This window comes from Pseudomonas sp. FH4, assembly GCF_000510915.2.
Taxonomy (GTDB): domain Bacteria; phylum Pseudomonadota; class Gammaproteobacteria; order Pseudomonadales; family Pseudomonadaceae; genus Aquipseudomonas; species Aquipseudomonas brenneri.
The window spans coordinates 122,699-149,226 of sequence record NZ_AOHN01000028.1 but is presented as its reverse complement, the minus strand read 5'-3'; the positions used below and the strand labels follow the sequence as shown (position 1 = coordinate 149,226).

20 protein-coding genes are annotated in these 26,528 nt (G+C 60.7%); 17 read left to right on the top strand and 3 right to left on the bottom strand.

Annotation, left to right across the window (positions count from 1 at the left end; all coding sequences use genetic code 11):
* Positions 1–11: 11 nt before the first annotated feature.
* Positions 12–875, bottom strand: a complete 864-nt coding sequence (locus H097_RS22335) for a PHP domain-containing protein (RefSeq protein WP_032862532.1) — start codon at positions 873–875, stop codon at positions 12–14.
* A gap of 87 nt (positions 876–962) precedes the next feature.
* Between H097_RS22335 and H097_RS22330 the strand changes: the two genes are divergently transcribed.
* The 7 genes from H097_RS22330 (at position 963) to H097_RS22300 (ending at position 6,481) form a co-directional block, all read left to right on the top strand.
* Positions 963–1,559 (top strand): septation protein A, encoded by a 597-nt coding sequence (locus H097_RS22330; protein WP_032862531.1) that lies wholly within the window; start codon positions 963–965, stop codon positions 1,557–1,559.
* A 1-nt stretch (position 1,560) separates the two neighbouring features.
* Complete coding sequence (locus H097_RS22325; protein WP_032862530.1) at positions 1,561–1,860, top strand: YciI family protein; 300 nt, start codon at positions 1,561–1,563, stop codon at positions 1,858–1,860.
* A gap of 106 nt (positions 1,861–1,966) precedes the next feature.
* Entirely contained in the window at positions 1,967–2,374 is a 408-nt protein-coding gene (locus H097_RS22320; RefSeq protein ID WP_032862529.1) for a translation initiation factor 2, read from the top strand.
* Between the two features lie 7 nt (positions 2,375–2,381).
* The gene (locus H097_RS22315; protein WP_032862528.1) at positions 2,382–3,059 is read left to right on the top strand and encodes a response regulator transcription factor; all 678 of its coding nucleotides are present in this window, start codon (positions 2,382–2,384) and stop codon (positions 3,057–3,059) included.
* Positions 3,060–3,221: 162 nt separating this feature from the next.
* On the top strand, positions 3,222–3,683 hold the full coding sequence (locus H097_RS22310) for an LTXXQ domain protein (protein WP_032862527.1): 462 nt from the start codon (positions 3,222–3,224) through the stop codon (positions 3,681–3,683).
* A 64-nt stretch (positions 3,684–3,747) separates the two neighbouring features.
* A complete protein-coding gene (locus H097_RS22305) occupies positions 3,748–5,091 on the top strand; it encodes a HAMP domain-containing sensor histidine kinase (RefSeq protein WP_032862526.1) in 1,344 nt (447 codons plus the stop codon).
* A gap of 40 nt (positions 5,092–5,131) precedes the next feature.
* On the top strand, positions 5,132–6,481 hold the full coding sequence (locus H097_RS22300; protein WP_032862525.1) for a CoA transferase: 1,350 nt from the start codon (positions 5,132–5,134) through the stop codon (positions 6,479–6,481).
* Positions 6,482–6,550: 69 nt separating this feature from the next.
* Here the strand turns inward: H097_RS22300 and arcD (H097_RS22295) are convergent, their stop codons facing one another.
* Entirely contained in the window at positions 6,551–7,978 is a 1,428-nt protein-coding gene (gene arcD, locus H097_RS22295; protein ID WP_032862524.1) for an arginine-ornithine antiporter, read from the bottom strand.
* Between the two features lie 449 nt (positions 7,979–8,427).
* On the opposite strand from arcD (H097_RS22295), the gene arcD (H097_RS22290) reads away from it, so the two are divergent.
* The 6 genes from arcD (H097_RS22290) (at position 8,428) to H097_RS22265 (ending at position 15,502) form a co-directional block, all read left to right on the top strand.
* Positions 8,428–9,855, top strand: coding sequence for an arginine-ornithine antiporter (gene arcD, locus H097_RS22290; RefSeq protein ID WP_029296320.1), 1,428 nt, complete (start codon positions 8,428–8,430; stop codon positions 9,853–9,855).
* Positions 9,856–9,890: 35 nt separating this feature from the next.
* A complete protein-coding gene (arcA, locus tag H097_RS22285) occupies positions 9,891–11,147 on the top strand; it encodes an arginine deiminase (protein WP_032862523.1) in 1,257 nt (418 codons plus the stop codon).
* 69 nt (positions 11,148–11,216) lie between these two features.
* Complete coding sequence (locus tag H097_RS22280; RefSeq protein WP_032862522.1) at positions 11,217–12,227, top strand: ornithine carbamoyltransferase; 1,011 nt, start codon at positions 11,217–11,219, stop codon at positions 12,225–12,227.
* Positions 12,228–12,416: 189 nt separating this feature from the next.
* Complete coding sequence (gene arcC, locus H097_RS22275) at positions 12,417–13,346, top strand: carbamate kinase (RefSeq protein ID WP_032862521.1); 930 nt, start codon at positions 12,417–12,419, stop codon at positions 13,344–13,346.
* Positions 13,347–13,407: 61 nt separating this feature from the next.
* Entirely contained in the window at positions 13,408–13,770 is a 363-nt protein-coding gene (locus H097_RS22270) for a DUF5064 family protein (RefSeq protein ID WP_032862520.1), read from the top strand.
* 223 nt (positions 13,771–13,993) lie between these two features.
* Positions 13,994–15,502 carry a sigma-54-dependent transcriptional regulator gene (locus H097_RS22265; RefSeq protein WP_032862519.1) on the top strand — a complete coding sequence of 503 codons (1,509 nt, stop codon included), beginning with the start codon at positions 13,994–13,996 and terminating at the stop codon, positions 15,500–15,502.
* Positions 15,503–15,511: 9 nt separating this feature from the next.
* Here the strand turns inward: H097_RS22265 and H097_RS22260 are convergent, their stop codons facing one another.
* Entirely contained in the window at positions 15,512–19,942 is a 4,431-nt protein-coding gene (locus H097_RS22260; protein ID WP_032862518.1) for a DUF6543 domain-containing protein, read from the bottom strand.
* Positions 19,943–20,576: 634 nt separating this feature from the next.
* Between H097_RS22260 and gcvH the strand changes: the two genes are divergently transcribed.
* The 4 genes from gcvH (at position 20,577) to gcvT (ending at position 26,522) form a co-directional block, all read left to right on the top strand.
* The gene (gene gcvH / locus H097_RS22255) at positions 20,577–20,960 is read left to right on the top strand and encodes a glycine cleavage system protein GcvH (protein ID WP_032862517.1); all 384 of its coding nucleotides are present in this window, start codon (positions 20,577–20,579) and stop codon (positions 20,958–20,960) included.
* A gap of 10 nt (positions 20,961–20,970) precedes the next feature.
* Positions 20,971–23,820, top strand: coding sequence for an aminomethyl-transferring glycine dehydrogenase (gene gcvP, locus H097_RS22250; RefSeq protein ID WP_032862516.1), 2,850 nt, complete (start codon positions 20,971–20,973; stop codon positions 23,818–23,820).
* 162 nt (positions 23,821–23,982) lie between these two features.
* The gene (locus H097_RS22245; RefSeq protein ID WP_032862515.1) at positions 23,983–25,359 is read left to right on the top strand and encodes an L-serine ammonia-lyase; all 1,377 of its coding nucleotides are present in this window, start codon (positions 23,983–23,985) and stop codon (positions 25,357–25,359) included.
* Between the two features lie 38 nt (positions 25,360–25,397).
* Entirely contained in the window at positions 25,398–26,522 is a 1,125-nt protein-coding gene (gene gcvT / locus H097_RS22240) for a glycine cleavage system aminomethyltransferase GcvT (RefSeq protein ID WP_032862514.1), read from the top strand.
* Positions 26,523–26,528 lie beyond the last annotated feature (6 nt).

Below are 26,528 nucleotides of genomic sequence, written 5' to 3'. Positions count from 1 at the left end.
TTTCTACCTGTTCAGACGGTGGCGGTAATGGGGTCATGCTTGAATCGCCCCCACAGGAGCGGCAAGTCTTCCGGGACCGGGCGGTATTCGCCAATCTCCGACCAGCCGCCTGGGCCATGGAAATCACTGCCGGCACTGACCAGCAGACCAAACTCACGGGCAAGAATCGCCAGGCTGCCAACCTGTTCGGCGGGTTGATGCCCATTGACCACTTCGATGGCGTGGCCACCCGCTTGAATATAGTCGCCTATCAGCTTGCGGCGTTTACTGCGGGTGAAATCGTAGTGCCAGGGATGTGCCAGGCTGACCCAGGCTCCTGAAGCGCGCAGGGTGGCCACGGTGTCTTCGAGAGTCGGCCAGTGCAGCTTGACGTCCCCCAGCTTGCCGGCGCCCAGCCATTTGCGAAACGCTTCGGCACGATCCTTGACGAAACCTTCGCGCACCATCCAGTCGGCAAAATGCGGGCGGGCCGGGGCGTTGCCGCTGTCGCCCAGTTCCTGCTGGATCGCACGGGCGCCTTCAAGGGCGTTGGGCATGCCCTTGAGCGCCAGTTTGCGGCTTATTTCTTCGGACCGCAGCCAGCGGCCATCGTGCAACCGGGCAATGGCCTCCACCAGCGGCGGGGCCGTGACGTCGAACCCATAGCCCAACACATGAATGGTCGCACCACCCCAGGTGCAGGACAATTCGACGCCATTGACCAGTTGCATCCCCAGCGCTGTGGCGGCACTACGGGCCTCATCCAGGCCTTCAAGGGTGTCGTGGTCGGTCAACGACAAGACTCGCACGCCTTTTTCAAACGCACGCGCAACCAGTACCGCGGGCGCCAGGGCGCCGTCGGAGGCCGTGCTGTGGCAGTGCAAATCAACATTCACGGAAGTGTGTAACCTCAAGTCAGCTGGCGCTTTCGCTACCAAGGATGTTTGTTATTATGCCGCCACATCCAGCTTCTGGCTCTTACTGTGAAACAATTCATCGACTTCATCCCGCTGTTGCTGTTCTTCATCGTTTTCAAAACTGATCCACGGGTCATCGATATCGGCGGCCATGAGCTGTCGTTCGGCGGCATCTACAGCGCCACGGCGGTACTGATCATCAGCTCCCTGGTGGTCTACGGCGCGATCTTCATCTCCCAGCGCAAGCTGGAAAAAAGCCAATGGCTGACCCTCATCGCCTGCCTGGTCTTCGGCGGCCTGACCCTGGCCTTCCACAGCGAAACCTTCCTTAAATGGAAAGCCCCGGTGGTCAACTGGCTGTTCGCCCTGGCCTTTATCGGCAGCCATTTCATTGGCGACCGCCTGCTGATCAAGCGGATCATGGGCCACGCCTTGAGCTTGCCGGAGCCGATCTGGACCCGCCTGAACATCGCCTGGATCCTGTTTTTCCTGTTCTGCGGCGCGGCCAACCTGTTCGTGGCCTTTACCTTCCAGAGCTACTGGGTCGACTTCAAGGTGTTTGGCAGCCTGGGCATGACCGTGGTGTTCCTGGTTGCCCAGGGCATCTACCTGTCGCGCCACCTGCATGACACCGACCCTACCACGCCAAAAACCGAGGACTGACATGCTCTACGCCATCATTGCCACCGACGTCGCCAACTCCCTGGAAAAACGCCTGGCCGCGCGCCCGGCACACGTGGAACGCCTCAAGGCGCTGCAAGCCGAAGGGCGCATCGTGCTCGCCGGTCCGCACCCGGCGCTCGACAGCAATGATCCGGGCGACGCTGGTTTCACGGGCAGCCTGATCGTCGCCGAGTTCGCCTCCCTGGCCGACGCCCAGGCCTGGGCCAAGGCCGACCCGTATGTGGCGGCCGGCGTGTATGCCGATGTCGTGATCAAGCCGTTCAAACAAGTCCTGCCTTGATCGATGTAGCGCTGAACCTATTGGGTTCGGCGTACTCCTAATCGCTCATTATTCTCGGTAACCTGCCGACAACGTTCTGAATATTCGTGTGGAATCAGGAGTTCCGATGCGCTTAAGTCAGTTGTGTCTGTTGGCAGTGTTAACGATCGGGGCTACGGCCCATGCTGAAGAAACCTCGAACACCGGCAGTTCAACGCCCCTGTCCTTGAGTGCCGGCAGCCAGGTCACCGAGTTGCAGCAACGCTTGAAAGAAAGCGAACGCCTGCGCGAAGAACTGAACAAACAATTGCAAACTGCCGATGCCACCCGCGAGAGTGCGCAGTTGAGCCGGCTGCGCCAGGACAATCAACGCCTGGCCCAGCAACTCAAGGAAGCGCAAGGCGGTGCCCTGCCACGCTGGCTTACCGATCAGCAGCAGTGGTTCGTGATTGGCGCAGGAGTTGCGCTGGTTGCCCTGCTGTGCGGTATCTTCGCCAGTGGCGGGCATCGGCGCCGTCGACAATGGCTAAATTGAGTGAGTCATGAGCGAGCTGTTACTGATAGATGATGACCAGGAGCTCTGTGAGCTGCTGACCAGTTGGTTGAGCCAGGAAGGGTTCCAGGTACGCGCTTGCCATGACGGCGTGAGCGCACGCCAGGCCCTGGCCGAGGCCGCTCCGGCGGCCGTGGTGCTGGACGTGATGCTGCCCGATGGCAGCGGCCTGGAGTTGCTCAAGCAACTGCGCGCCGACCACCCGGAATTGCCGGTGCTGATGCTCTCGGCCCGGGGCGAGCCCCTGGACCGGATCCTCGGCCTGGAACTGGGCGCCGATGATTACCTGGCCAAGCCATGCGATCCACGCGAACTGACCGCCCGCTTGCGCGCAGTCCTGCGCCGCAGTCACCCGACTGCGGTGTCGAGCCAACTGGAACTGGGCGACCTGTGCTTCAGCCCGGTACGGGGTGTCGTCACCATCGACCATCAGGAACTGACCCTCACCCTGTCCGAAAGCCGTCTGTTGGAAGCCTTGCTGCGCCAGCCAGGCGAGCCGCTGGACAAGCAGGAACTGGCGCAGATTGCCCTGGGCCGCAAGCTGACCCTGTATGACCGCAGCCTGGACATGCACGTCAGCAACCTGCGCAAGAAAATCGGCCCGCATGCCGACGGCCGCCCGCGGATCGTCGCACTGCGCAGCCGTGGCTACTACTACAGTCTTTAAGAGCAGCGACAAGTGAAAAGCTCTTAGCTTGCCGCTTGTAGCTCGTAACTTGTAGCTGCCCCTTCCTTACTTAAACTTTACCCTGCGCTGACGGCGGCTGACCTTGATCTTTGTAATCTACTCACATCCGGACTCACCGGAACCGAGACAAGGAGAAACACCATGCGCAAGACCCTTATCGCTTTGATGTTCGCTGCCGCCCTGCCTACCGTCGCCATGGCCATGCCAGAAGGCCAAGGCCCGATGGGCGGTCCAGAAGGCCATATGATGGGCGGCCCGGGCCACGGCGGTGAACACGGCATGCGCGGCAAAGGCGGCCCTTTCAGCCAACTGGACCTGACCCGCGAACAGCGCCAGCAGATCGGCAAATTGATGGGCGAGCAACGCGAAGGTCGCCAGCAACTGGTCAAGAAATACCTGGATAAACTGCCGGCCGCCGAGCAGAAAGCCATGAACGACGAGATGGCCGCCGCCAAACAGAAAACCCAGGCCGACATCCGCGCCCTGCTCAAGCCCGACCAGCAGAAGAAGTTCGACGAAATGGCGAAGAAACGCGCCGAGCGCAAGGCCGAATGGCAGCAGTTCCAGGCCTGGAAAGCGCAACAACCGCAAAAAGCGCAATAATGCGTTAGCTACCTCCCAGCCCAGTGGCCCGCGCCACTGGGCTTTTCCTGTTTGAGGGTTTCCTGTGCGTTCACTCTTCTGGCGCATCCTTGCCAGTTTCTGGCTGGCCATCGCCCTGGTTGCCGGGCTGTCGATCCTGCTTGGGCATATGCTCAACCAGGACGCCTGGATTCTCAGCCGTCACCCAGGCCTCAATAACCTGGCCGAAGAATGGACCCGGGTCTATGAAACCCAAGGCGAGGACGCCGCCCAGGACTTGCTGCAACAACGCAGGCGCCAGTACCACGTCGATGTACAGGTGCTCAACGAAAGCGGTGACCCGGTGGTGCGCGGCACCTTCCCGCGCCGCTCCGCTGCCTTCGAAGCCCGCCAACATGACAGCCATGACAGCCGCCTGCCCTGGCGGCGCCTGACGGCCGAGTACACCAGTGAACGAACCGGCGACACCTACCTGCTGATCTACCGCATCGCCTTGCCGGAACTGGACGCCTGGCACCGCAGCAGCCTGCTCTGGCCCTTTAGTGCGCTGGCGATCGCGCTGGTGGTACTGACCCTGTTCAGCCTGCTGGTGACCCTGTCGATCACCCGCCCCCTCAGCCGCCTGCGCGGCGCGGTCCACGATCTGGGCCAGACCACGTACCAGCAAAACAGCCTGGCGCGCCTGGCCAACCGGCGCGATGAATTTGGGGTGCTGGCCACCGACTTCAACCGCATGGGCGCGCGTCTGCAAAGCCTGATCGGCAGCCAGCGCCAATTGCTGCGCGATGTATCCCACGAACTGCGCTCGCCCCTGGCGCGCCTGCGGATCGCCCTGGCCCTGGCCGAACGGGCCACCCCTGAGGCGCGGGAAAAACTCTGGCCGCGCCTGACCCTCGAATGCGATCGCCTGGAGGCCTTGATCAGCGAGATTCTGGTGCTGGCCCGCGTCGATGCCGACAACGCCAGCCCTGAAGACGTTGACCTCAACCCGCTGCTCAATACCCTGCAAAAAGATGCCCAGCTCAGCGCACCGGAACAACTCGTGCAGTTGCATGCCGACCCCGTGCTGACACTCAAAGGCTGGCCGCACATGCTCGAACGTGCGCTGGACAACCTGTTGCGCAATGCCCAGCGCTTCAACCCGCCTACCCAGCCGATTGAAATACAGGCCCGCAGCATAGCCGAACAGATTGTGATCAGTGTGCGCGACCATGGCCCCGGCGCCGATGCCGAACACTTGAAGCAATTGGGCGAGCCGTTTTACCGCGCCCCCGGGCAAACGGCCCCCGGCCATGGCCTGGGCCTGGCGATTGCGCGGCGGGCCGCCGAACGTCACGGCGGTAGCCTGACCCTGGCCAACCACCCCGACGGCGGATTCATCGCCACTCTGGAATTGCCACTGACGCCAGGGGTTGCAGCACTCCCCTGAAGATCTTCTATGATGGCCCTTCTTGTAAGGAGGGCCGTTGATGACTGATCTGCTCACATCCATCGAGGTTGCACTCGATCTGCCACCCACCGCGCTGACCATCACCGAGGCCGGCGCCCTGCCTTCAACCTTCGCCGTCACTGAACTGGCCTGTGCCAGTATCGGTGCAGCAGGCCAGGCCGTCGCCCGGCTGCTGGAGCAACAGACCGGACGCCTACCCACTGTCAACGTGGACCGGCGCCTGGCCTCATTCTGGTTCTCCAGCTCACTGCGTCCGCTCGGTTGGAGCGTACCGCCGCTGTGGGACCCGATTGCCGGCGACTACGCCTGCGCCGACGGCTGGATTCGCCTGCACACCAACGCCCCCCATCATCGCGCGGCCGCCGAACGCGTGCTGGGCCACGTCGCGGATCGAGCGGCGATGGCGCTCAAGGTAGCCCCCTGGAACGCGGCCAAGCTGGAACACGCGATTGTCGATGAAGGTGGTTGCGCCGCGCAGATGCGCGCATGGCCGGACTGGCAGGCCCACCCCCAGGGGTTGGCGGTCAACCAGGAGCCCCTGGTTGCACGCCAGCACTTCGAGGCAGCCAGCAACATCCCCTGGCGCGGCAGCGTGGCGCGCCCGTTAGCGGGGATCAAGGTGCTGGACCTGACCCGCGTGCTGGCCGGCCCCGTGGCCAGTCGCTTTCTCGCCGGCCTTGGCGCCAACGTATTGCGTATCGACGCCCCCACCTGGAACGAACCCGGGGTCGTGCCGGAAATGACCCTGGGCAAGCGCTGCGCGCGCCTTGACCTTAAGACCTCCAACGACCGGCAATTATTCGAGCACTTGCTCAAGGATGCCGACATTCTGTTCCACGGCTACCGGGCCGATGCCCTGGAGCAGTTGGGTTACAACACCGCCGCACTGCAGCAGATTGCCCCCGGCCTGATCGACGTCAGCCTGAACGCCTACGGCTGGAGCGGCCCATGGCGCAATCGCCGAGGCTTCGACAGCCTGGTGCAGATGAGCAGCGGGATTGCCCACGCCGGCATGCAGTGGAAACAGGCGAACAAACCCGTGCCGCTGCCAGTGCAGGCGCTGGATCATGCAACCGGCTACCTGATGGCCGCCAGTGCCATACAGGCGTTGGCCGAACGCCTGCGCAGTGGGCGTGGCGGTTCGTCACGTCTGTCGCTGGCGCGCACGGCGAAGCTGTTGGTCGAGTCGGGAAACCGTGTGGAACAACCCGCGTTGCGTGAAGAAGATCCGAGCGATCAAGGCCTGGTGGTGGAACAGACGGCCTGGGGCCCGGCTCATCGGCTGCTGGCGCCGCTGACAATTACGGGGACACCGCTGCAGTGGGACTTGCCGGCAGGGGAACTGGGCGCGCATCGGGCCCAGTGGTGACCTTGCAATTGTCATCGCGGGCTTGCCCGCGATGAGGCCCTCACCCGCACAATCATTCAACCGTCATGCTCACAAGCTCAGCACGCCACTGTACAACCCATACGCCGCCAGGCTCGCCCCGGCGATCACACAGCTGAAAATGCCTTTTTCCAACAAGGTAAACAGGGGCTGGCCCTGCTCGCGCTTGGCCTGGGCAAACAGGATCACCCCCGGCGCATACAACAGCGCCGACAGCAGCAGGTATTTCAGGCCACCGGCATACAGCAGCCACACCGCATAACCCAGTGCAATCACCCCAATCAGCAGGTCCTTGAGGCGCGCGCGGTGGGCATTTTCATAGGTTTCACCACGCCCGCACAGCAGCACGGCATAGGCCGCCGACCACAAATACGGCACCAGGATCATCGACGACGCCAGGTAGATCAGCGTGGTGTAGGTACTGGCGGAAAACAGGGTGATCACCAGGAAAATCTGGATCATCACATTGGTCAACCACAGGGCATTGACCGGCACACGGTTGGCATTTTCCTTTTTCAGGAAGGCCGGCATGGTCTTGTCGTGGGCGGTGGCGTAGAGAATTTCGGCACACAACAACGCCCATGACAGCAACGCACCGAGCAACGACACGGCCAGGCCGATGCTGATCAACATCGCGCCCCAGGGGCCGACAATATGCTCCAGCACGCCCGCCAGGGACGGGTTCTGCAAGTTGGCCAACTCCGGCTGGCTCATGATCCCCAGGGACAACACGTTGACCAGCACCAGCAGCGCCAGCACCCCGATAAAACCGATCACCGTGGCGCGCCCCACATCCGAGCGTTTTTCCGCCCGGGCCGAGTACACGCTGGCACCTTCGATACCGATAAACACAAACACGGTGACCAACATCATGTTGCGCACCTGGTCCATCACCCCACCGAACTCCGGGTTGCCCAGGCCCCAGATATCGCGGGTGAAAATATCCGCCTTGAACGCCACGGCAGCGATGACGATAAACATCAGCAGCGGCACGATCTTCGCCACGGTGGTGACCTGATTGATAAACGCCGCCTCCTTGATGCCGCGCAGCACCAGGAAATGCACAGCCCACAGCAGCAACGAGGCACAGCCAATGGCCACCGGCGTATTGCCCTGGCCAAACACTGGGAAAAAATAGCCGAGGGTGCTGAACAGCAACACGAAATAGCCGACGTTGCCCATCCAGGCACTGATCCAGTAACCCCAGGCCGAAGAAAACCCCATGTAGTCGCCAAACCCGGCCTTGGCATAGGCGTACACCCCTGAATCCAGGTTGGGTTTACGGTTGGCCAACGTCTGGAACACAAAGGCCAGGGTCAGCATGCCGATGGCGGTGATACCCCAACCGATCAGGATCGCCCCCACCTCTGCCCGTGCGGCAATGTTTTGCGGCAACGAGAAGATCCCGCCGCCAATCATCGAGCCCACCACCAGCGCAATCAGGGCGCCGAGTCGAAGCTTTTGTGCCGGTTGCGACATAGAAACCCCTGCAAATCAAACCGTCATTGAGCCAACAACTGTGCACTCGGATAATTTATCTAACGTATTCAGCGTTTATTAGCTATAGCGAATAAAGCGGATCGCCTCATAACTTAATGGCATGTCAGTTAATAGAGTTTAGGCCTATTTAGAATTTAAATATGACTTGTCTTCCCATCACATGGCGTATTTGGCAAAGCCTATTGAAAAAGTTTGCACATCTGGGAATACGGGCTAGCGTCAACCCTTCATGCCCTACATAAAAATGATTAACCGTAACGGATAGAGGCTCTGGAACGCACTTATCCGAACAATTATACGCCTGTAACAACTCAACCATAAGTCATTAATTCGCAATGGAATGTGCCAATGAAGTGATCTGAGTCAGCTGTTTGAATAGCGCACAGTTTTATTCTGTGGTCTCTCTTCTCCTGCATTGGAGTCACGCAATGTCTGAATCTCCCGGAAAACTTCGATTAGGCGCCCTTGTTGCTCTTGTTGTGGGCTCAATGATTGGCGGCGGGATCTTCTCGTTGCCGCAAAACATGGCCGCCAGCGCCGATGTCGGTGCGGTATTGATTGGTTGGGTTATTACTGCCGTGGGGATGTTGACCCTGGCCTTTGTATTCCAGACCCTGGCCAACCGCAAACCTGACCTGGACGGCGGTGTATACGCCTACGCCAAGGCCGGTTTTGGCGACTACATGGGTTTCTCGTCGGCCTGGGGCTACTGGATCAGCGCCTGGCTGGGCAACGTCGGTTACTTCGTGCTGCTGTTCAGCACCCTCGGTTACTTCTTCCCCATCTTCGGCGAAGGCAACACCCCGGCGGCGGTGATTGGCGCGTCGGTGCTGTTGTGGGCCGTGCATTTCCTGGTCCTGCGCGGGATCAAGGAAGCAGCGTTCATCAACCTGGTGACCACGGTCGCCAAGGTCGTGCCGCTGGTGCTGTTTGTGTTGATCGCACTGTTCGCGTTCAAGCTGGACATTTTCACCGCTGATATCTGGGGCGTGAAAAACCCCGACCTGGGCAGCGTGATGAACCAGGTGCGCAATATGATGCTGGTCACCGTCTGGGTGTTCATCGGCATCGAAGGCGCGAGCATCTTCTCGTCCCGTGCCGAAAAACGTTCGGACGTGGGCAAGGCCACTGTCATCGGCTTTATCACCGTGCTGCTGTTCCTGATGCTGGTGAACGTGCTGTCCCTGGGCATCATGACTCAACCGGAACTGGCCAAGCTGCAGAACCCGTCGATGGCCGCAGTGCTGGAACATGTGGTCGGCCACTGGGGCGCGGTACTGATCAGCGTCGGCTTGATCATCTCGCTGCTGGGGGCGCTGCTGTCATGGGTGCTGCTGTGCGCCGAGATCATGTTCGCCGCCGCCAAAGACCACACCATGCCGGAGTTCCTGCGTAAGGAAAACGCCAACCATGTGCCGGTCAACGCCCTGTGGCTGACCAATGCCATGGTGCAGATCTTCCTGGTGATCACGCTGTTTTCCGCCAGTACCTACCTGTCGCTGATCTACCTCGCCACCTCGATGATCCTGGTGCCGTACCTGTGGTCGGCGGCCTACGCGCTGTTGCTGGCGGTACGCGGCGAGACCTACGAGGCGGCCCTGGCCGAGCGCAAGAAAGACCTGTTCATCGGCGCCATCGCCCTGATCTACGCGGTCTGGCTGCTGTATGCCGGTGGCACCAAGTACCTGCTGTTGTCCGCCCTGCTCTACGCCCCTGGCGCGATCCTGTTCGCCAAGGCCAAGCGTGAACTGGGCAAACCGATTTTCACCAACGTCGAGAAGCTGATTTTCGCCGCAGTGGTCATTGGCGCCCTGGTGGCGGCCTATGGGCTCTACGACGGCTTCCTGACCCTGTAACACCCTCACTGTTTATGTTCACTGGAGGATCTGTAATGACCACGGAAAAAGTTAAGTACGGCGTACATTCCGAAGCCGGCAAACTGCGCAAAGTCATGGTGTGTTCCCCAGGTTTGGCCCACCAGCGGCTGACCCCCAATAACTGCGACGAGCTGTTGTTCGATGACGTGCTCTGGGTTGCCCAGGCCAAGCGGGACCATTTCGACTTCGTCACCAAGATGCGTGAGCGGGACATCGATGTGCTGGAAATGCACAACCTGCTGACTGACATTGTCGCCATCCCCGAAGCGCTGGACTGGATCCTGGAGCGCAAGATCACCGCCAACACCGTTGGTCTGGGCCTGGTCGATGAAGTCGGCTCGTGGCTGCGCAGCCTGGAGCCACGCAAGATCGCCGAGTTCCTGATCGGTGGCGTATCGGCCGATGACCTGCCAAGCAGCTTCGGTGGCAAGACCATCGAGATGTTCCGCGACTTCCTCGGCCACTCAAGCTTCATCCTGCCGCCGCTGCCCAACACCCAGTTCACCCGTGACACCACGTGCTGGATCTACGGCGGCGTGACGCTCAACCCGATGTACTGGCCGGCGCGACGTCAGGAAACCCTGCTGACCACCGCCATCTATAAATTCCACCCTGAGTTCACCAACGCCGATTTCCAGATCTGGTACGGCGACCCTGACCTGGAACACGGGGCCTCCACGCTGGAAGGCGGCGACGTGATGCCGATTGGCAACGGTGTGGTCTTGATCGGCATGGGCGAACGCACGTCTCACCAGGCCATCGGCCAACTGGCGCGCAACCTGTTCAAGAACAAGGCGGTGGAACGGGTGATCGTTGCCGGCCTGCCGAAATCCCGCGCGGCGATGCACCTGGACACCGTGTTCAGTTTCTGCGACCGCGACCTGGTAACCATCTTCCCTGAAGTGGTCAACCAGATCGTTGCCTTCACTTTGCGCCCTGACGAAAGCAAGCCCCACGGCATCGATATCCAACGCGAGAAAACCAACTTCCTCGACACCGTGGCCGCCGCCCTTGGCCTCAAGGCCCTGCGTGTAGTGGAAACCGGCGGCAACAGCTTCGCCGCCGAACGCGAGCAGTGGGACGACGGCAACAACGTGGTGGCCGTGGAGCCTGGCGTGGTGATCGGCTACGACCGCAACACCTACACCAACACCCTGCTGCGCAAGGCCGGCGTGGAAGTGATCACCATCAGCGCCGGTGAGCTCGGCCGCGGCCGTGGCGGTGGCCACTGCATGACCTGCCCGATCATCCGCGACCCTATCGACTACTAAACGACCATCTACCCGGCGGCGCTTACCGAGTGCCGACCGGGCCGATTACCGAATCCAAGGAGAATCATCATGGCGTTCAACATCCACAACCGTAACCTGCTGAGCCTGGAACACCACACCCCGCGCGAACTGCGCTACCTGCTGGACCTGTCCCGCGACCTCAAGCGCGCCAAGTACACCGGCACCGAGCAGCAACACCTCAAAGGCAACAACATCGCGCTGATCTTCGAGAAAACCTCGACCCGCACCCGATGTGCCTTCGAAGTGGCGGCCTATGACCAGGGCGCCAACGTCACCTACATCGACCCGAACTCGTCGCAGATCGGCCACAAAGAGAGCATGAAGGACACCGCTCGCGTACTCGGGCGCATGTACGACGCCATCGAGTACCGTGGCTTCAAGCAGGAAATCGTCGAAGAACTGGCAAAGTTCGCCGGCGTGCCCGTGTTCAACGGCCTGACCGACGAATACCACCCAACCCAGATGATCGCCGACGTGCTGACCATGCGTGAACACGCCGACAAGCCGATCCACGACATCAGCTACGCCTACCTGGGCGACGCCCGAAACAACATGGGCAACTCGCTGCTGCTGGTCGGTGCCAAGCTGGGCATGGACGTGCGCATCTGCGCGCCAAAAGCCCTGTGGCCACACGATGACCTGGTGGGTCGCTGCAAAAAATACGCAGAAGAAAGCGGCGCACGCATCACCCTCACCGAAGACCCGAAAGCGGCGGTCAAGGGCGTGGACTTCATCCACACCGACGTTTGGGTGTCCATGGGCGAGCCAGTAGAAGCCTGGGCCGAGCGCATCGAGCAACTGCTGCCGTACCAGGTCAACAGCCAACTGATGAAAGCCACCGGTAACCCACGCACCAAGTTCATGCACTGCCTGCCGGCGTTCCATAACAGCGATACCAAGATCGGCAAGCAGATTGCCGAGCAGTATCCGCACCTGGCCAACGGCATCGAAGTGACCGACGACGTGTTCGAGTCCCCGGCCTGCATCGCCTTCGAGCAAGCGGAAAACCGCATGCACACCATCAAGGCGATCCTGGTGTCGACGTTGGCTGATTTGTAATCCAACGCAGCTCCCACTGACTCAGTGGGAGCGGGCTTTATGTAGGAGCCGGCTTGCCTGCGATGGCATCACCTCAATATGTCTGGCAGACCGAGGTGACTGCATCGCGGGCAAGCCCGGCTCCTACATAAAGCCGGCTCCCACACTTGGTCCAGTGTTCACAAGACAGAATTCTAGAAGGATTGCATTATGCGTATCGTCGTTGCACTGGGCGGTAACGCCCTGCTCCGCCGTGGTGAACCCATGACTGCGGACAACCAACGCGCCAATATCCGGATCGCCACCGAACAGATTGCCAAGATCCATCCGGGCAACGAGTTGGTGATCGCTCACGGCAATGGCCCGCAAGTCGGCCTGCTGTCGCTGCAAGCCGCCGCCTACACCCAGGTTTCACCGTATCCGCTGGACGTGCTGGGCGCCGAAACCGAAGGCATGATCGGCTATATCATCGAACAGGAACTGGGCAACCTGCTGGACTTTGAGGTGCCGTTCGCCACGCTGCTGACCCAGGTGGAAGTGGACGCCAAGGACCCGGCTTTCCAGAACCCGACCAAGCCGATCGGCCCGGTCTACTCCAAGGCCGAAGCGGAAAAACTGGCGGCCGAAAAAGGCTGGGCGATTGCTCCCGACGGCGACAAATACCGCCGGGTGGTGGCCAGCCCGCGTCCCAAACGCATCTTTGAGATTCGCCCGATCAAGTGGCTGCTGGAAAAAAGCAGCATCGTGATTTGCGCCGGTGGCGGCGGGATCCCGACCATGTATGGCGAAGATGGCAAGCTCAAGGGCATTGAGGCGGTGATCGATAAAGACCTGTGCTCGTCACTGCTGGCCTCGCAACTGGAAGCCGACTTGCTGGTGATCGCCACTGACGTGAATGCAGCGTTTATTGACTTTGGCAAGCCAACGCAAAAAGCCATCGGCCAGGCGCACCCGGACGAAATGGAAAAACTCGGCTTCGCCGCCGGCTCCATGGGTCCCAAGGTCCAGGCCGCCTGTGAGTTCGCCCGCCAGACTGGCAAAACCGCAGTGATCGGTTCACTCTCGGACATCGAAGCGATTGTCCAGGGCACCGCCGGCACTCGTATCAGCACGGCAAAGCCTGGTATCACCTACTTATAACGACACACCGGGCGGCGCTTGCTGCCGCCCTTCTCCAATGCCTTGTAAAGGAGAGACGCCTATGGCCATTTTTGAACCCGGTCACTTGCATATCGAACGCCATGCGCTGAACAAAGACGATGTCAGCTACGACCTGTGCCTCGACTACGAGGTCGTCACGGATGCACGCGAAGGGAAAGGCATGCAGTTCACGCTGCATGGCAACATTCAGGGTAAAGACATGAAGGAAACGTTCTTCCTGCCCAAGGATCAGGCTTACAACTTTGCCAGCAACGTGACCAAGATTGCCGAAAAGTACGGAATCCCCAAGACACACAGCAGCATCGGCTCGCAACACAAGCATTACGATCTGATGTTCGCGGATGTCAGGCAGCAGTTGGGCATGAAATCGGGTGACCCGGTCAAACCCGAACACCTGGAATAACCCCGGCCCCAGCAACGCCACACACCCAATGTGGGAGCGGCGGTGCGACGATTCGACTTGCTCGCGAATGCAGAGTGTCAGTCACTGAATATGTAGCTGATACACCACATTCGCGAGCAAGCCCGCTCCCACATTTTGATCAGTGTCATCTGTCAGATTTCACCTCGGCCCTGCTCCAAGGCATACTGGCCGCCTCTCGCTCCCCAGAACTGTCAGCAGCCCCATGCGTATCCACGTCAGCTTCATCGACCGCGTCGGCATTACCCAGGAAGTCCTGGCCTTGCTCGGCGGGCGCAATCTCAACCTGGATGCGGTGGAGATGGTGCCGCCCAACGTCTATATAGACGCCCCGACCCTCAGCGCCGAAGTACTGGAAGAATTGCGCGACGCGTTGTTCAGCGTCCACGGCGTGCAAGCGGTGACGGTGGTCGACATCCTTCCAGGCCAACGCCGCCACCTGCAACTCGACGCCCTGCTGGCGGCCATGACCGATCCGGTGCTGGCCCTGGACAGCGCCGGCAAGGTGTTGCTGGCCAATCCGGCACTGATTACCCTCTATGGTCGCGAACCCGCAGGGGAAAGCATCGCCGAACTATTTGACAGCCCAACGCTGCTGGACTCCCTGCTCGAACACGGCTTTCGCCTGCCCCTGCGGGAGATCAGCGTCAACGGCCAGACCCTGCTGCTGGACGCCACGCCGATTACCGATGCTGGCGCGCTGTTGACCTTGTATCAACCCAACCGCATCGGCGAACGGTTGTCGGCGCTGCACCATGACCATGCCGAAGGTTTCGATGCATTGCTGGGCGAATCCCCGGCGATCCGCACCCTCAAGACCCGTGCATTACGGGTGGCGGCCCTCGATGCCCCGCTGTTGATCCAGGGCGAGACCGGCACCGGCAAGGAACTGGTGGCCCGCGCGTGCCATGCCATCAGTGCGCGCCACAGCTCACCCTTCCTGGCGCTGAACTGTGCGGCCCTGCCGGAAAACCTCGCCGAGAGCGAGTTGTTCGGCTACGCCCCCGGCGCCTTTACCGGCGCCCAGCGCGGCGGCAAGCCGGGATTGATGGAGCTGGCCAACCAGGGCACCGTGTTCCTCGATGAGATTGGCGAGATGTCGCCGTACCTGCAGGCCAAGCTGCTGCGCTTTCTCAACGACGGCAGCTTTCGCCGGGTCGGAGGCGACCGTGAGATCAAGGTCAACGTACGCATCCTCAGTGCTACCCACCGCGACCTGGAGAAAATGGTCAGCGAAGGCACCTTCCGTGAAGACCTGTTCTACCGCCTCAACGTGCTGAATGTCGAAGTCCCACCCCTGCGCGAGCGCGACCAGGACATCCTGCTGCTGGCCCGCTACTTCATGCAGCAGGCCTGCGCGCAGATCCAGCGCCCGGTCTGTCGCCTGGCACCGGGCACCTACCCGGCGCTGCTGGGCAACCGCTGGCCGGGTAACGTGCGCCAGTTGCAGAACGTGATCTTCCGCGCCGCCGCCATTTGCGAAAGCAACCTGGTGGACATTGGCGACCTGGATATCGCCGGCACCTCGGTCGCCCGCCAGAGCGACGGAGAAGTCGATAGCCTGGAGCAGGCGGTGGAGGATTTTGAGCGTTCGTTGCTGGAAAAACTGTATGCCAGCTACCCATCGACGCGACAACTGGCCAGCCGCTTGCAGACCTCCCATACCGCCATCGCCCATCGGCTACGCAAGTACGGGATTCCCGGTAAAAATTGAGCATGATGCTTACCAGAATACCCGCCGCCCGCGCTGTACCATTACACCCCTGGTGCTGAAAAACAGGCGCTGGGCCATGGCCGGGCTGATCCGCGAATAGTAGATCGCGATCACATCGGCGTCAGTCTTTTCGCCAAGGCTGCGATAACTCATAAAACGCTGTTCGGGCCGCTTCAGATGGCCAGCGCTGTAGCCTGCATTGGGTGTCGTCCGTGCCCGATAATGAAAATGCGCATACGCCAAAACCTTGCCCTGCCTGTCCTTGATCACATACTCCTGTAGAAAATCATCCAGCCGCTTGAGCTGCACACGGTCTTTTACCAGCACAATTTCAACTTCATTCTGCTGCTTGAGATAGGCAATGCCTTCTTCGTCAGGGGGCAGGTGCTTGACCATCTCGATACGTATCAGCCGCCCCTGCTCCACAAGGCGGCTGGAGGCCTGAGCCAGCTCATCGAGCAAAGGAATGGAAACAACTGCTGACGTGCCCTTGTCTTTTTCCGGCTCGCGGGCCAGCGCCTTGCGGATTTTCTGTGCAACGCCTTTCATGGCCTCGGCCTGGCGTGCCAGGCGGGCCTCGACGCTGTCGGGCATGCTGGAGATGTGGGTCTCATTGCGGGCCTGCTCAACCACCAGCGGCTCTCTGTCAAGCAGCCTGCGTGCATCGCCCTTGAGCTTTTCCAGCGAGCGTACCGGTCGCGACACAGACGCAGCCGCTTCGGTAACCGGCTCAAAGTCATCTGAGCTTGGGCTGCGACGAAAGCTCGCCTGTACGCTCTTATCGATTGGACTGAGGATATCAACGATCTCATCCTCCGATTCAGGCGTGCGGGCCCTTACTTGCCCGAGTTGGTAGCGCTTTTTGCGATCGAGGAACAAACGCTTGTCGGCGCTGGGTACCGACACAGGTTGGGCCGCAGGGCGCGCCTCCTGTTCGCGAAGCAGCATCGACAAGGACTGTTCTGCTTCCCGGCCCAACTCTTTGAGCAGATGCCCCAATTGTTCGATAACACGCTTGTCAACCAACTCCACGGCCATATCGCCGTATTCCCGAATCCCTGCCTGGGACCTTCGATACTCCCTGGCAATCGCTTCATACCCAGTGATTCGCTGCTCCATACTCAACAAGTCGGGCTCGCGCAGGGTTTTCTGCGACTGGATCGATTGGATCGCCTCACCGAACAATTCATGGAGCTGATCGAAATCCTCATACTCTCCAGAGGATGGCAACCGACGCAACATCGCGCCATACAACGCCTTTAACTGCATGGACTTCCAGTCCAGAGGCGTGCCCGTCTCTGGCGCGGCCATTAACAGGGCATGCGGCTCATACCCGGGCACGCCCATCAATCGCTCATGGGCATTCTGCTCCAGAGTGCTCAAGTCGATCAGTTGAGCGTTGTACTCTGCGATCGTCAGCGCGGATTGAACAACAATACGATGAGCTGCCTGGGCAATCGCTTCGTCGCCGCCATCCATTTGTGCCTCCAACTCGCTCAAACGCTCATCGGAAAGAATCACCCCCGCACGGGTGTTGATCACCACGGTCATCTGGTCGCGCAAGTTCTCAACGATGGCCTCCAACTGCTTCATCTTCTCTCGCTCGAAGCCACTCACCGGTTTGTGGGTGTTTTTTGCAGTCAACGCATTAATCCTGTCGAGTTGCAGCCGGTATTCCTCTTCCAGCACCCTCAAATAGTCGGTGCTGCTGTCATGCCGTTGTTGATCCGTGAACGCATCAGAGTCCGAAGCATGCACCTCTCTGTAGCGTTTCTGGGCCGCCCGCACCCGTTCCAAAACTTCATCCAGCCGAGCCGTTGCGCCACGGTAGTCACGCTCCAGTCGCAGGTTTTCATTCTGGATGCGTATACGCCGTTCTGCCGCCGTGACTTTTTTGGGCTGCCCACCGAGCAATTGCAGGCCCAGGTCAACTTTCCAGACACCTTTCGAGTCCTGCCTGAGCCATGGGCCTGAACGTTCGTTGTGACTCAAGTCGACGATCCGCCAGCGACCGCCAACGGGCTTGACGCCATACAGCTTGCTGTCTATCAGCGTGTAGTCCTGATGGTTGCCATGCACCACCACTCGACCGCGTATGGGGCTGTCTGTCGAGATCACCGTAGGGTTTGCCGGCCATGTTTCCCCTGGCCCCGGCGCCCATTGGAAGGTTTCGAGCTGTGCTCGCTGGGTCGAATTGGGCCTGAGCCGTGAAGTGGCCCAAGAGAAGTCCATGGCCGTGATATCTGCCATTGAACGCTGCCAGGCAAATGCTGCCACGGGTTGATGAATATGAGGCCCGCCTGTGAACGCCACACGCCCACCCCTGCCCCCTGTGATCGGCCAGGTCTCGCGCAAACGCAAACGCTCATCCAGGGGAACGACATGGCTCAATAGCAGGCCAGCCGAACTGCCGATCAGCTCGATCAGCGCACTGGCAGAGTCCTCCTGGCTGGCCCCGGGCGGCAACGCCAGCAGCGTGCGAAAACTGTCAAACATCTGAGACAGCCAGCCTGCCACCGCTACCGGCCCCCTGAGCATCGGCAGCAGGATGTTGAATACTTGCCAGAGATCATTCTTGAACAAGCTCCAGCGCAGTGCCTCGTTGGAGACCGCCTGCTTCTTGGCAAGCTGCCACAGGCTGGTCGCGCTTTCATCGAATACTGCCTCAAGAAACACCCCCGGCACCTGCTCATCACTGAGCAGCGCCGCACCGGAAACAGGCAGTGTGCTGTACTCATCCCCTTGCAGGAAACGCTGGACATGGGGGTGCAAAAAACCACCCCGGGCAAACACTGCCTGGTCGTTTTCGCTCATGCGTTCAAGCACGACGGCCTGTAAATCGCTGCCCATACGGGCCACCTCATCGAGCAAGGCCTGGCGACTGGCAAACTGCTGAAGCATCGCCTCGTGCTGATCCGGCCGATAAAGAATATGCGGCAGGTCACTGTTATCACGTGGGCCGATGACAAACAGATTGCGGGCTTTATGGGCAACGCCACCGGCATGGGTCAAAAACGCCAGCGGCCGGGCGACAATCACCTGAGTATCAAGCCGCCCCTCGTCCTGCAGTATCGCTTGCACGACTGACACCCCAGACTGGGTGAAACCATTGCGTTGACGAAGGCTGTTCTCCAGCGCATGCAGAGGCAGTTGGATCGCCATCTGATCGACAAACAGCCGCCGCCGCCGCGCAGACTCTACCGGGTCCGACAGCAACAGACGGTTGAGAAGCGCCGGGTAATGCTTGCCGACATCGACGGTTTCAATCAATTGCTTGAGATAAGCCGGCTTGATCCACCAATCAGGCACATACCCCGGCTGCGCCTGGTTGCTGATTTGCACGCGGGCATAGGCAGAGGCGAAGGGGTTTTCCAGCGCCCACTCGGTCAAGGTCCTGGTGGCGCGCTGCGTCCAGCCGACGGTGCCACCTTGAGTGCGCTCGAATGTCAGCAGGTAATCGTCCGGATTGATGATCACCTCCTGCGGGTGATCCAGGCGCATCTGGCGTTGCAGCGCCTTGCGGGCGTACACATCAATCGGTTCAAGCCCGTCCAGAAACGAAGCCCCCGCGGTGCATTGCTGCAGGTGCGCCAGGCGCGCAAGCCATTGACCATAGGCTTGGCGATCAGCGCCGCCGGCAGTCTGCAACCAGATCGGCAATTGCTCTTCATGGGGTTGCTGGACGTAATCGGGGTTAAACCAGGCCAGGGGCGAGGTCAGTTTGATCAATAGCCTTTCATAGCTGCCAACAGTGGCCAACACAGACCAGTCGATCCGCCTCACGCTTCTGAGTTGTCGTTCCAATAAACTCTGGGCCAGGGCATCGAATACGTCGGTATGGGGTTCCTTGAGCACCCAACTGAGCGGTAGGCCTGGGGTGTATGTGCTCATGTAACGAGGCAACAGGCTGCCCAACTGGTCCAGCGTGTCGAGTTTGAGCAGCGCCATCACCGGCAGGTAGACCAGGCTTACCAGGCCCTCATTGAGCTGGCGCTGCAAGACCAGCAGCGGGAGCCATTCACCCGGCAGCCCTGCCTGTGCGGCATATACCTGATAAATCCGCAGTGGGTTCGGTGCGCCCAGTGCCTGCCGATCCTCCTGGTAAGCCCAGAGCACCTGCACATCGCTCCCCTCGCCAAGCAACATCTTGAGCTCCTGCAAACTGAGCGGCGGATTTTGTCGAGCCGTGAGCAGGCAGGCACGCAATTGCTTGCTCACGGCCTCCCAGCGACTGTGCGAGGCTTGTCCCTCGATCCGGGCATTCCAGTACGCCACCAGCCGCACGCAAAAACCCTCCAGCAGCTGCGGGGCAAGGGCGTTAAGCATGCGTTCTACATCTTCGACAGAAATAGCTGCGCCCACCGGTTGGAAACCCTCTGCGGGCAGTTGGCGCAGCAGTTGATGATGACCTGATGTGTAGTTCAGCAAGGTGGCGCTCATGCACCGCGCGATCAATGCGTCACTTAAGGTCGTAAGCTGTCCGTAAGCCACACTGCCGGTTTTCGTTCGCTGTATGACCCCAATCCAACTGTTGTCGGCCTGCAGACTAGAACCTGCAAACGTGTCGGTTATCCACTCCTGGATCATGGACTGCGCCACCTGAGTCAACGTCAGACGTTGCGCAAACACTTTGGAAAGGTAATTGCGGGAGGCTTGTGCCTGCGAAATCTCCCGAAGTGTTCCTGTTGGATTACTCATGTAAAGCGTCCTGATCGATAGAAACCGACAGGGTGAGCCGCCTTCTGGTGCCTTGTGCGGTAGATAGATCACCTGCCAGGGCATCTCTAGCCATGGCCACTCGTACTGAAATCGCTACAGTGGAATGATTTCAATACGGGCGCAGTGAGCCTTCACCATGCAAGGCTTTGATCCACATAGGCTTTTTTTGCGCCACCAAAGCGTATCGATTTCGCTACAACGGATAACGGCAACCCTCCGACCATAAACGCCAACCAATTGATTTTAAACGATAAAAATTATTGGCCGCATTCTTGCTATGGCTTTACCCATCCAGCTCGGCAGACACGAGCATTCAATCCCGTCCACCAGACGATTCTGGCCCTGAGGAGTTTCCATGAGCGAATTGCGTTTTACTGAAGATCACGAATGGCTGCGCGCCGAAGCCGACGGTAGCGTCACCGTGGGTATCACCGCATTCGCGCAAAACGCGCTGGGTGATGTGGTTTTCGTACAACTGCCTGAGCTGCAGGCCTACGACAAGGGCGCTGAAGCGTCCACCGTGGAGTCGGTAAAAGCTGCCAGTGGCGTGTACATGCCGTTGGACGGTGACGTCCTGGAAGTGAACCCCGCGCTGGAAGACAGCCCGGAGCTGGTCAACGAAGACCCGATGGGCGCAGGCTGGTTCTTCCGCTTTAAACCGGCTGACGCTGACGCAGTGGCTAAGCTGTTGGATCAGGATGCGTACGACCGCCTGATCAAAGCCAACGCCCAAGCTTGAGGAGCGCGCCATGACTGTTAATTTGAGCACCGCCAACGAATTTATCGCCCGTCACATCGGCCCGCGCCAGGACGATGAGCAGCAGATGCTCGCGACCCTGGGCTTCGATTCCCTCGAAGCCTTGAGCGCCAGCGTGATCCCGGAAAGCATCAAGGGCACTGCGGTACTGGGCCTGAGCGACGGCTTGAGCGAAGCGGATGCCCTGGCCAAGATCAAGGCCATCGCCGGCAAGAATCAACTGTTCAAGACCTATATCGGCCAGGGCTACTACAACTGCCACACGCCATCGCCGATCCTGCGCAACCTCCTGGAAAACCCGGCCTGGTACACCGCCTACACCCCGTACCAGCCAGAAATCTCCCAGGGCCGCCTGGAAGCGCTGCTCAATTTCCAGACCCTGATCAGCGACCTCACCGGCCTGCCAATCGCCAACGCATCCTTGCTCGACGAAGCCACCGCCGCCGCCGAAGCCATGACCTTCTGCAAGCGCCTGAGCAAGAACAAGAGCAGCAATGCTTTCTTCGCCTCGATCCACAGCCACCCGCAAACCCTCGACGTGCTGCGCACCCGTGCCGAGCCACTGGGTATCGATGTGGTGGTGGGCGATGAACGCAAACTGACCGACGTCAGCCCGTTCTTTGGCGCCCTGCTGCAATACCCGGCCAGCAACGGTGATGTCTTTGACTACCGCGAACTGACCGAGCGCTTCCATGCCGCCAATGCCCTGGTGGCCGTGGCCGCCGACCTGCTGGCCCTGACCCTGCTGACCCCACCGGGTGAGTTCGGTGCCGACGTGGCCATTGGCAGTGCCCAACGCTTCGGCGTACCGCTGGGCTTTGGTGGCCCGCATGCGGCGTACTTCTCCACCAAGGATGCGTTCAAGCGCGATATGCCGGGCCGTCTGGTCGGTGTATCGGTGGACCGTTTCGGCAAGCCGGCCCTGCGCCTGGCCATGCAGACCCGCGAGCAGCATATCCGCCGCGAGAAGGCCACCAGCAACATCTGCACCGCCCAAGTGCTGCTGGCCAACATCGCCAGCATGTACGCCGTGTACCACGGCCCTAAAGGCTTGACCCAGATCGCCCAGCGCGTGCACCAGTTGACCGCGATCCTGGCCAACGGCCTGACTACCTTGGGTCTTAAGGTCGAGCAGGAAAACTTCTTCGACACCCTCACCCTCAACACCGGCGCCAACACCGTAGCCCTGCACGACAAGGCCCGCGCCGTGCGCATTAACCTGCGTGTTGTGGATACCGATCGCCTGGGCCTGTCGGTGGACGAAACCACTACCCAAGCCGACATTGAAACCCTGTGGAGCGTGTTTGCCAGCGGTAAAGCCCTGCCGGACTTCGCCGCCCTAGCCGCCAGCGTCGACAGCACCCTGCCCGCCGCACTGCTGCGCCAGTCGCCAATCCTCAGCCACCCGGTGTTCAACCGTTATCACTCGGAAACCGAGCTGATGCGCTACCTGCGCAAGCTGGCCGACAAGGACCTGGCACTGGATCGCACCATGATCCCGCTGGGCTCGTGCACCATGAAGCTCAACGCCGCCAGCGAAATGATCCCGGTGACCTGGGCCGAGTTCGGCGCCCTGCACCCGTTCGCCCCGGCGGAACAAAGCGCCGGCTACCTGCAACTGACCAGCGAGCTGGAAGCCATGCTCTGCGCGGCCACCGGCTACGACGCGATCTCCCTGCAACCGAACGCCGGTTCCCAGGGTGAGTACGCAGGCCTCCTGGCGATACGTGCCTATCACCAGAGCCGTGGCGAAGAACGTCGCGACATCTGCCTGATCCCATCGTCGGCCCACGGTACCAACCCGGCCACCGCCAACATGGCCGGCATGCGCGTGGTCGTCACCGCGTGCGATGCCCGTGGCAACGTGGACATCGAAGACCTGCGGGCCAAGGCCATCGAGCACCGCGAACACCTCGCCGCGCTGATGATCACTTACCCATCGACCCACGGCGTGTTCGAGGAAGGCATCCGCGAAATCTGCGGGATCATCCACGACAACGGCGGCCAGGTGTACATCGACGGCGCCAACATGAACGCCATGGTCGGCCTGTGCGCACCGGGCAAGTTCGGCGGCGACGTGTCCCACCTGAACCTGCACAAGACCTTCTGCATCCCCCACGGTGGTGGTGGCCCGGGTGTTGGCCCGATTGGCGTCAAGTCGCACCTCACGCCGTTCCTGCCCGGCCATGCGGCCATGGAGCGCAAGGAAGGCGCGGTGTGCGCGGCGCCATTCGGCAGCGCGAGCATTTTGCCGATCACCTGGATGTACATCAGCATGATGGGCGGCGCGGGCCTCAAGCGCGCGTCGCAGTTGGCGATCCTCAATGCCAACTACATTTCCCGTCGCCTGGAAGAGCACTACCCCGTGCTGTACACCGGCAGCAACGGCCTGGTGGCACACGAATGCATCCTCGACCTGCGCCCGCTCAAGGACAGCAGCGGCATTAGCGTGGATGACGTGGCCAAGCGCCTGATCGACTTTGGGTTCCATGCGCCGACCATGTCGTTCCCGGTCGCCGGCACCTTGATGATCGAGCCGACCGAAAGCGAATCCAAGGAGGAACTGGACCGTTTCTGCGACGCCATGATCGCGATCCGTGAAGAAATACGCGCAGTGGAAAACGGCACGTTGGACAAGGACGACAACCCACTGAAGAACGCACCGCACACGGCAGCTGAAATCGTCGGCGAATGGAGCCACCCGTACAGCCGCGAACAGGCGGTGTACCCAGTAGCGTCGTTGATCGAAGGCAAGTACTGGCCGCCGGTTGGCCGGGTCGACAACGTGTTTGGCGATCGCAACCTGGTGTGCGCGTGCCCGTCGATCGAGAGCTACGCATAACCTGAGGAGGTACTCGATCAAAAAATGTGGGAGCGGGCTTGCTCGCGAATGCGGTGGTTCAGTCACCTAATGTATCAACTGACAGACCGCTTTCGCGAGCAAGCCCGCTCCCACAGTTTCACCGAGTACACCTGACACATAATAAGAAACCGGAGAACAACCATGTCTTTAAGCGTGTTCGACCTGTTCAAGATTGGCATCGGTCCCTCAAGCTCTCACACCGTTGGCCCGATGCGTGCCGCAGCCCGATTCGCCGAGGGCCTCAAGCGTGACGACCTGCTGCACACCACCACCTGCGTCAAGGTGGAGCTCTACGGCTCACTCGGCGCCACCGGCAAAGGCCACGGCAGCGACAAGGCTGTGTTGCTGGGCCTGGAGGGCGAACACCCGGACACCGTCGACACCGAAACCGTGCCCACGCGCCTGCAACAGATTCGCGCGGATGCACGTTTGAACCTGCTCGGAGAACACAGCATTGCGTTCAACGAGAAAGAACATCTGGCGATGATTCGCAAACCCCTGGCCTTTCACCCTAACGGTATGATCTTCCGCGCCTTTGACGCCGCCGGCCTGCAGATTCGCAGCCGCGAGTACTACTCGGTGGGCGGCGGCTTTGTGGTGGATGAAGATGCCGCCGGGGCTGACCGGATTGTCGAAGACGCCACGCCCCTGACTTTCCCGTTCAAAAGTGCCAAGGACTTGCTCGGGCATTGCGCTACCTACGGCCTGTCCATCAGCCAGGTGATGCTGACCAACGAAAGCGCCTGGCGCCCGGAAGCCGAGACCCGCAGCGGCCTGCTGAAGATCTGGCAGGTGATGCAAGATTGCGTAGGTGCAGGCTGTCGCAACGAAGGGATTTTGCCGGGGGGCTTGAAGGTCAAGCGCCGCGCTGCTGCGCTGCATCGCCAACTGTGCAAGAACCCGGAATCCGCCCTACGCGATCCTCTATCGGTGCTGGACTGGGTCAACCTGTATGCCCTGGCGGTCAATGAAGAAAACGCCAACGGCGGGCGCGTAGTCACGGCACCTACCAATGGTGCAGCCGGGATCGTCCCGGCAGTGCTGCACTACTACATGCGTTTTATCCCCGGGGCCAATGAAGACGGCGTGGTGCGTTTCCTACTCACCGCCGCGGCCATCGGCATCCTCTACAAAGAAAATGCCTCGATCTCCGGGGCTGAGGTCGGTTGCCAGGGTGAAGTCGGCGTGGCCTGCTCCATGGCCGCCGGAGCCTTGTGCGAAGTGCTGGGCGGTACGGTTTCCCAGGTGGAGAACGCCGCCGAGATCGGCATGGAACATAACCTCGGCCTGACCTGCGACCCGATTGGCGGCTTGGTGCAGGTGCCCTGCATCGAGCGCAACGCCATGGGCTCGGTGAAGGCAATCAATGCGGTGCGCATGGCCTTGCGCGGCGATGGACAGCACTTCGTGTCCCTCGACAAGGTGATCCGCACCATGCGCCAGACCGGCGCCGACATGAAAAGCAAATACAAGGAAACCGCCCGTGGCGGTTTGGCCGTCAACATTATCGAGTGCTGACGCTTATAACGCGCCAGCACGTTTTTCAGGAGCTGAATATGTCCACCGAAACCCTGTTGAAAACCCCGCTGCATGCCCTGCACCTCGAACTGGGTGCGCGCATGGTGCCGTTCGCCGGCTATGACATGCCGGTGCAATACCCGCTGGGCGTGATGAAGGAACACCTGCACACCCGTGACCAGGCCGGGTTGTTCGATGTGTCGCACATGGGCCAGATCCGCCTGACCGGGGCCAATGCCGCCAAGGCCCTGGAAACCCTGGTGCCGGTGGATATCATCGACCTGCCCGTGGGCATGCAGCGCTACGCCATGTTCACCAACGAACAGGGCGGCATCCTCGATGACTTGATGGTTGCCAACCTGGGTAACGACGAACTGTTCCTGGTGGTCAACGCCGCCTGCAAGGATCAGGACCTGGCCCACCTGCGCCAGCATATCGGCGAGCTATGCCAGATCGAACCGCTGTTTGAGGAACGTGCCCTGCTGGCCCTGCAAGGCCCGGCAGCGGTGAAGGTCTTGGCGCGCCTGGCCCCGGAAGTCATCAAGATGACCTTTATGCAGTTCGCGCCCCTGCGCCTGCTGGGGGTGGAATGCTATGTCAGCCGTTCCGGCTATACCGGCGAAGACGGTTTCGAAATCTCGGTGCCCGCGGCCAGTGCCGAAAGCCTGGCCCGCAGCCTGCTGGCCGAAACCGAAGTCGAAGCCATTGGCCTGGGCGCCCGCGACTCCCTGCGCCTGGAAGCCGGCCTGTGCCTCTATGGCCACGATATGAACACCGAGACCACACCGATTGAGGCCAGTCTGTTGTGGGCCATTTCCAAGGTCCGCCGCGCTGATGGCGCGCGTGCCGGCGGTTTCCCGGGCGCCGATCGGATCTTCACCCAGCAGCAGACCGGTGTCAGCCGCAAGCGCGTTGGTCTGCTGCCACAGGAACGCACGCCGGTACGCGAAGGTGCAGAGATTGTCGATGAGCACGACACCGTGATCGGCACCGTCTGCAGCGGTGGCTTTGGCCCAAGCCTTGGCGGCCCGCTCGCCATGGGCTACCTCGACATGGCCTTTACCGCGCTGGATAGCGAAGTCTCTGCGTTGGTGCGTGGGAAAAAGGTGCCACTTCGTGTAAGTAAAATGCCATTCGTGCCACAACGTTACTATCGTGGCTGATTGATT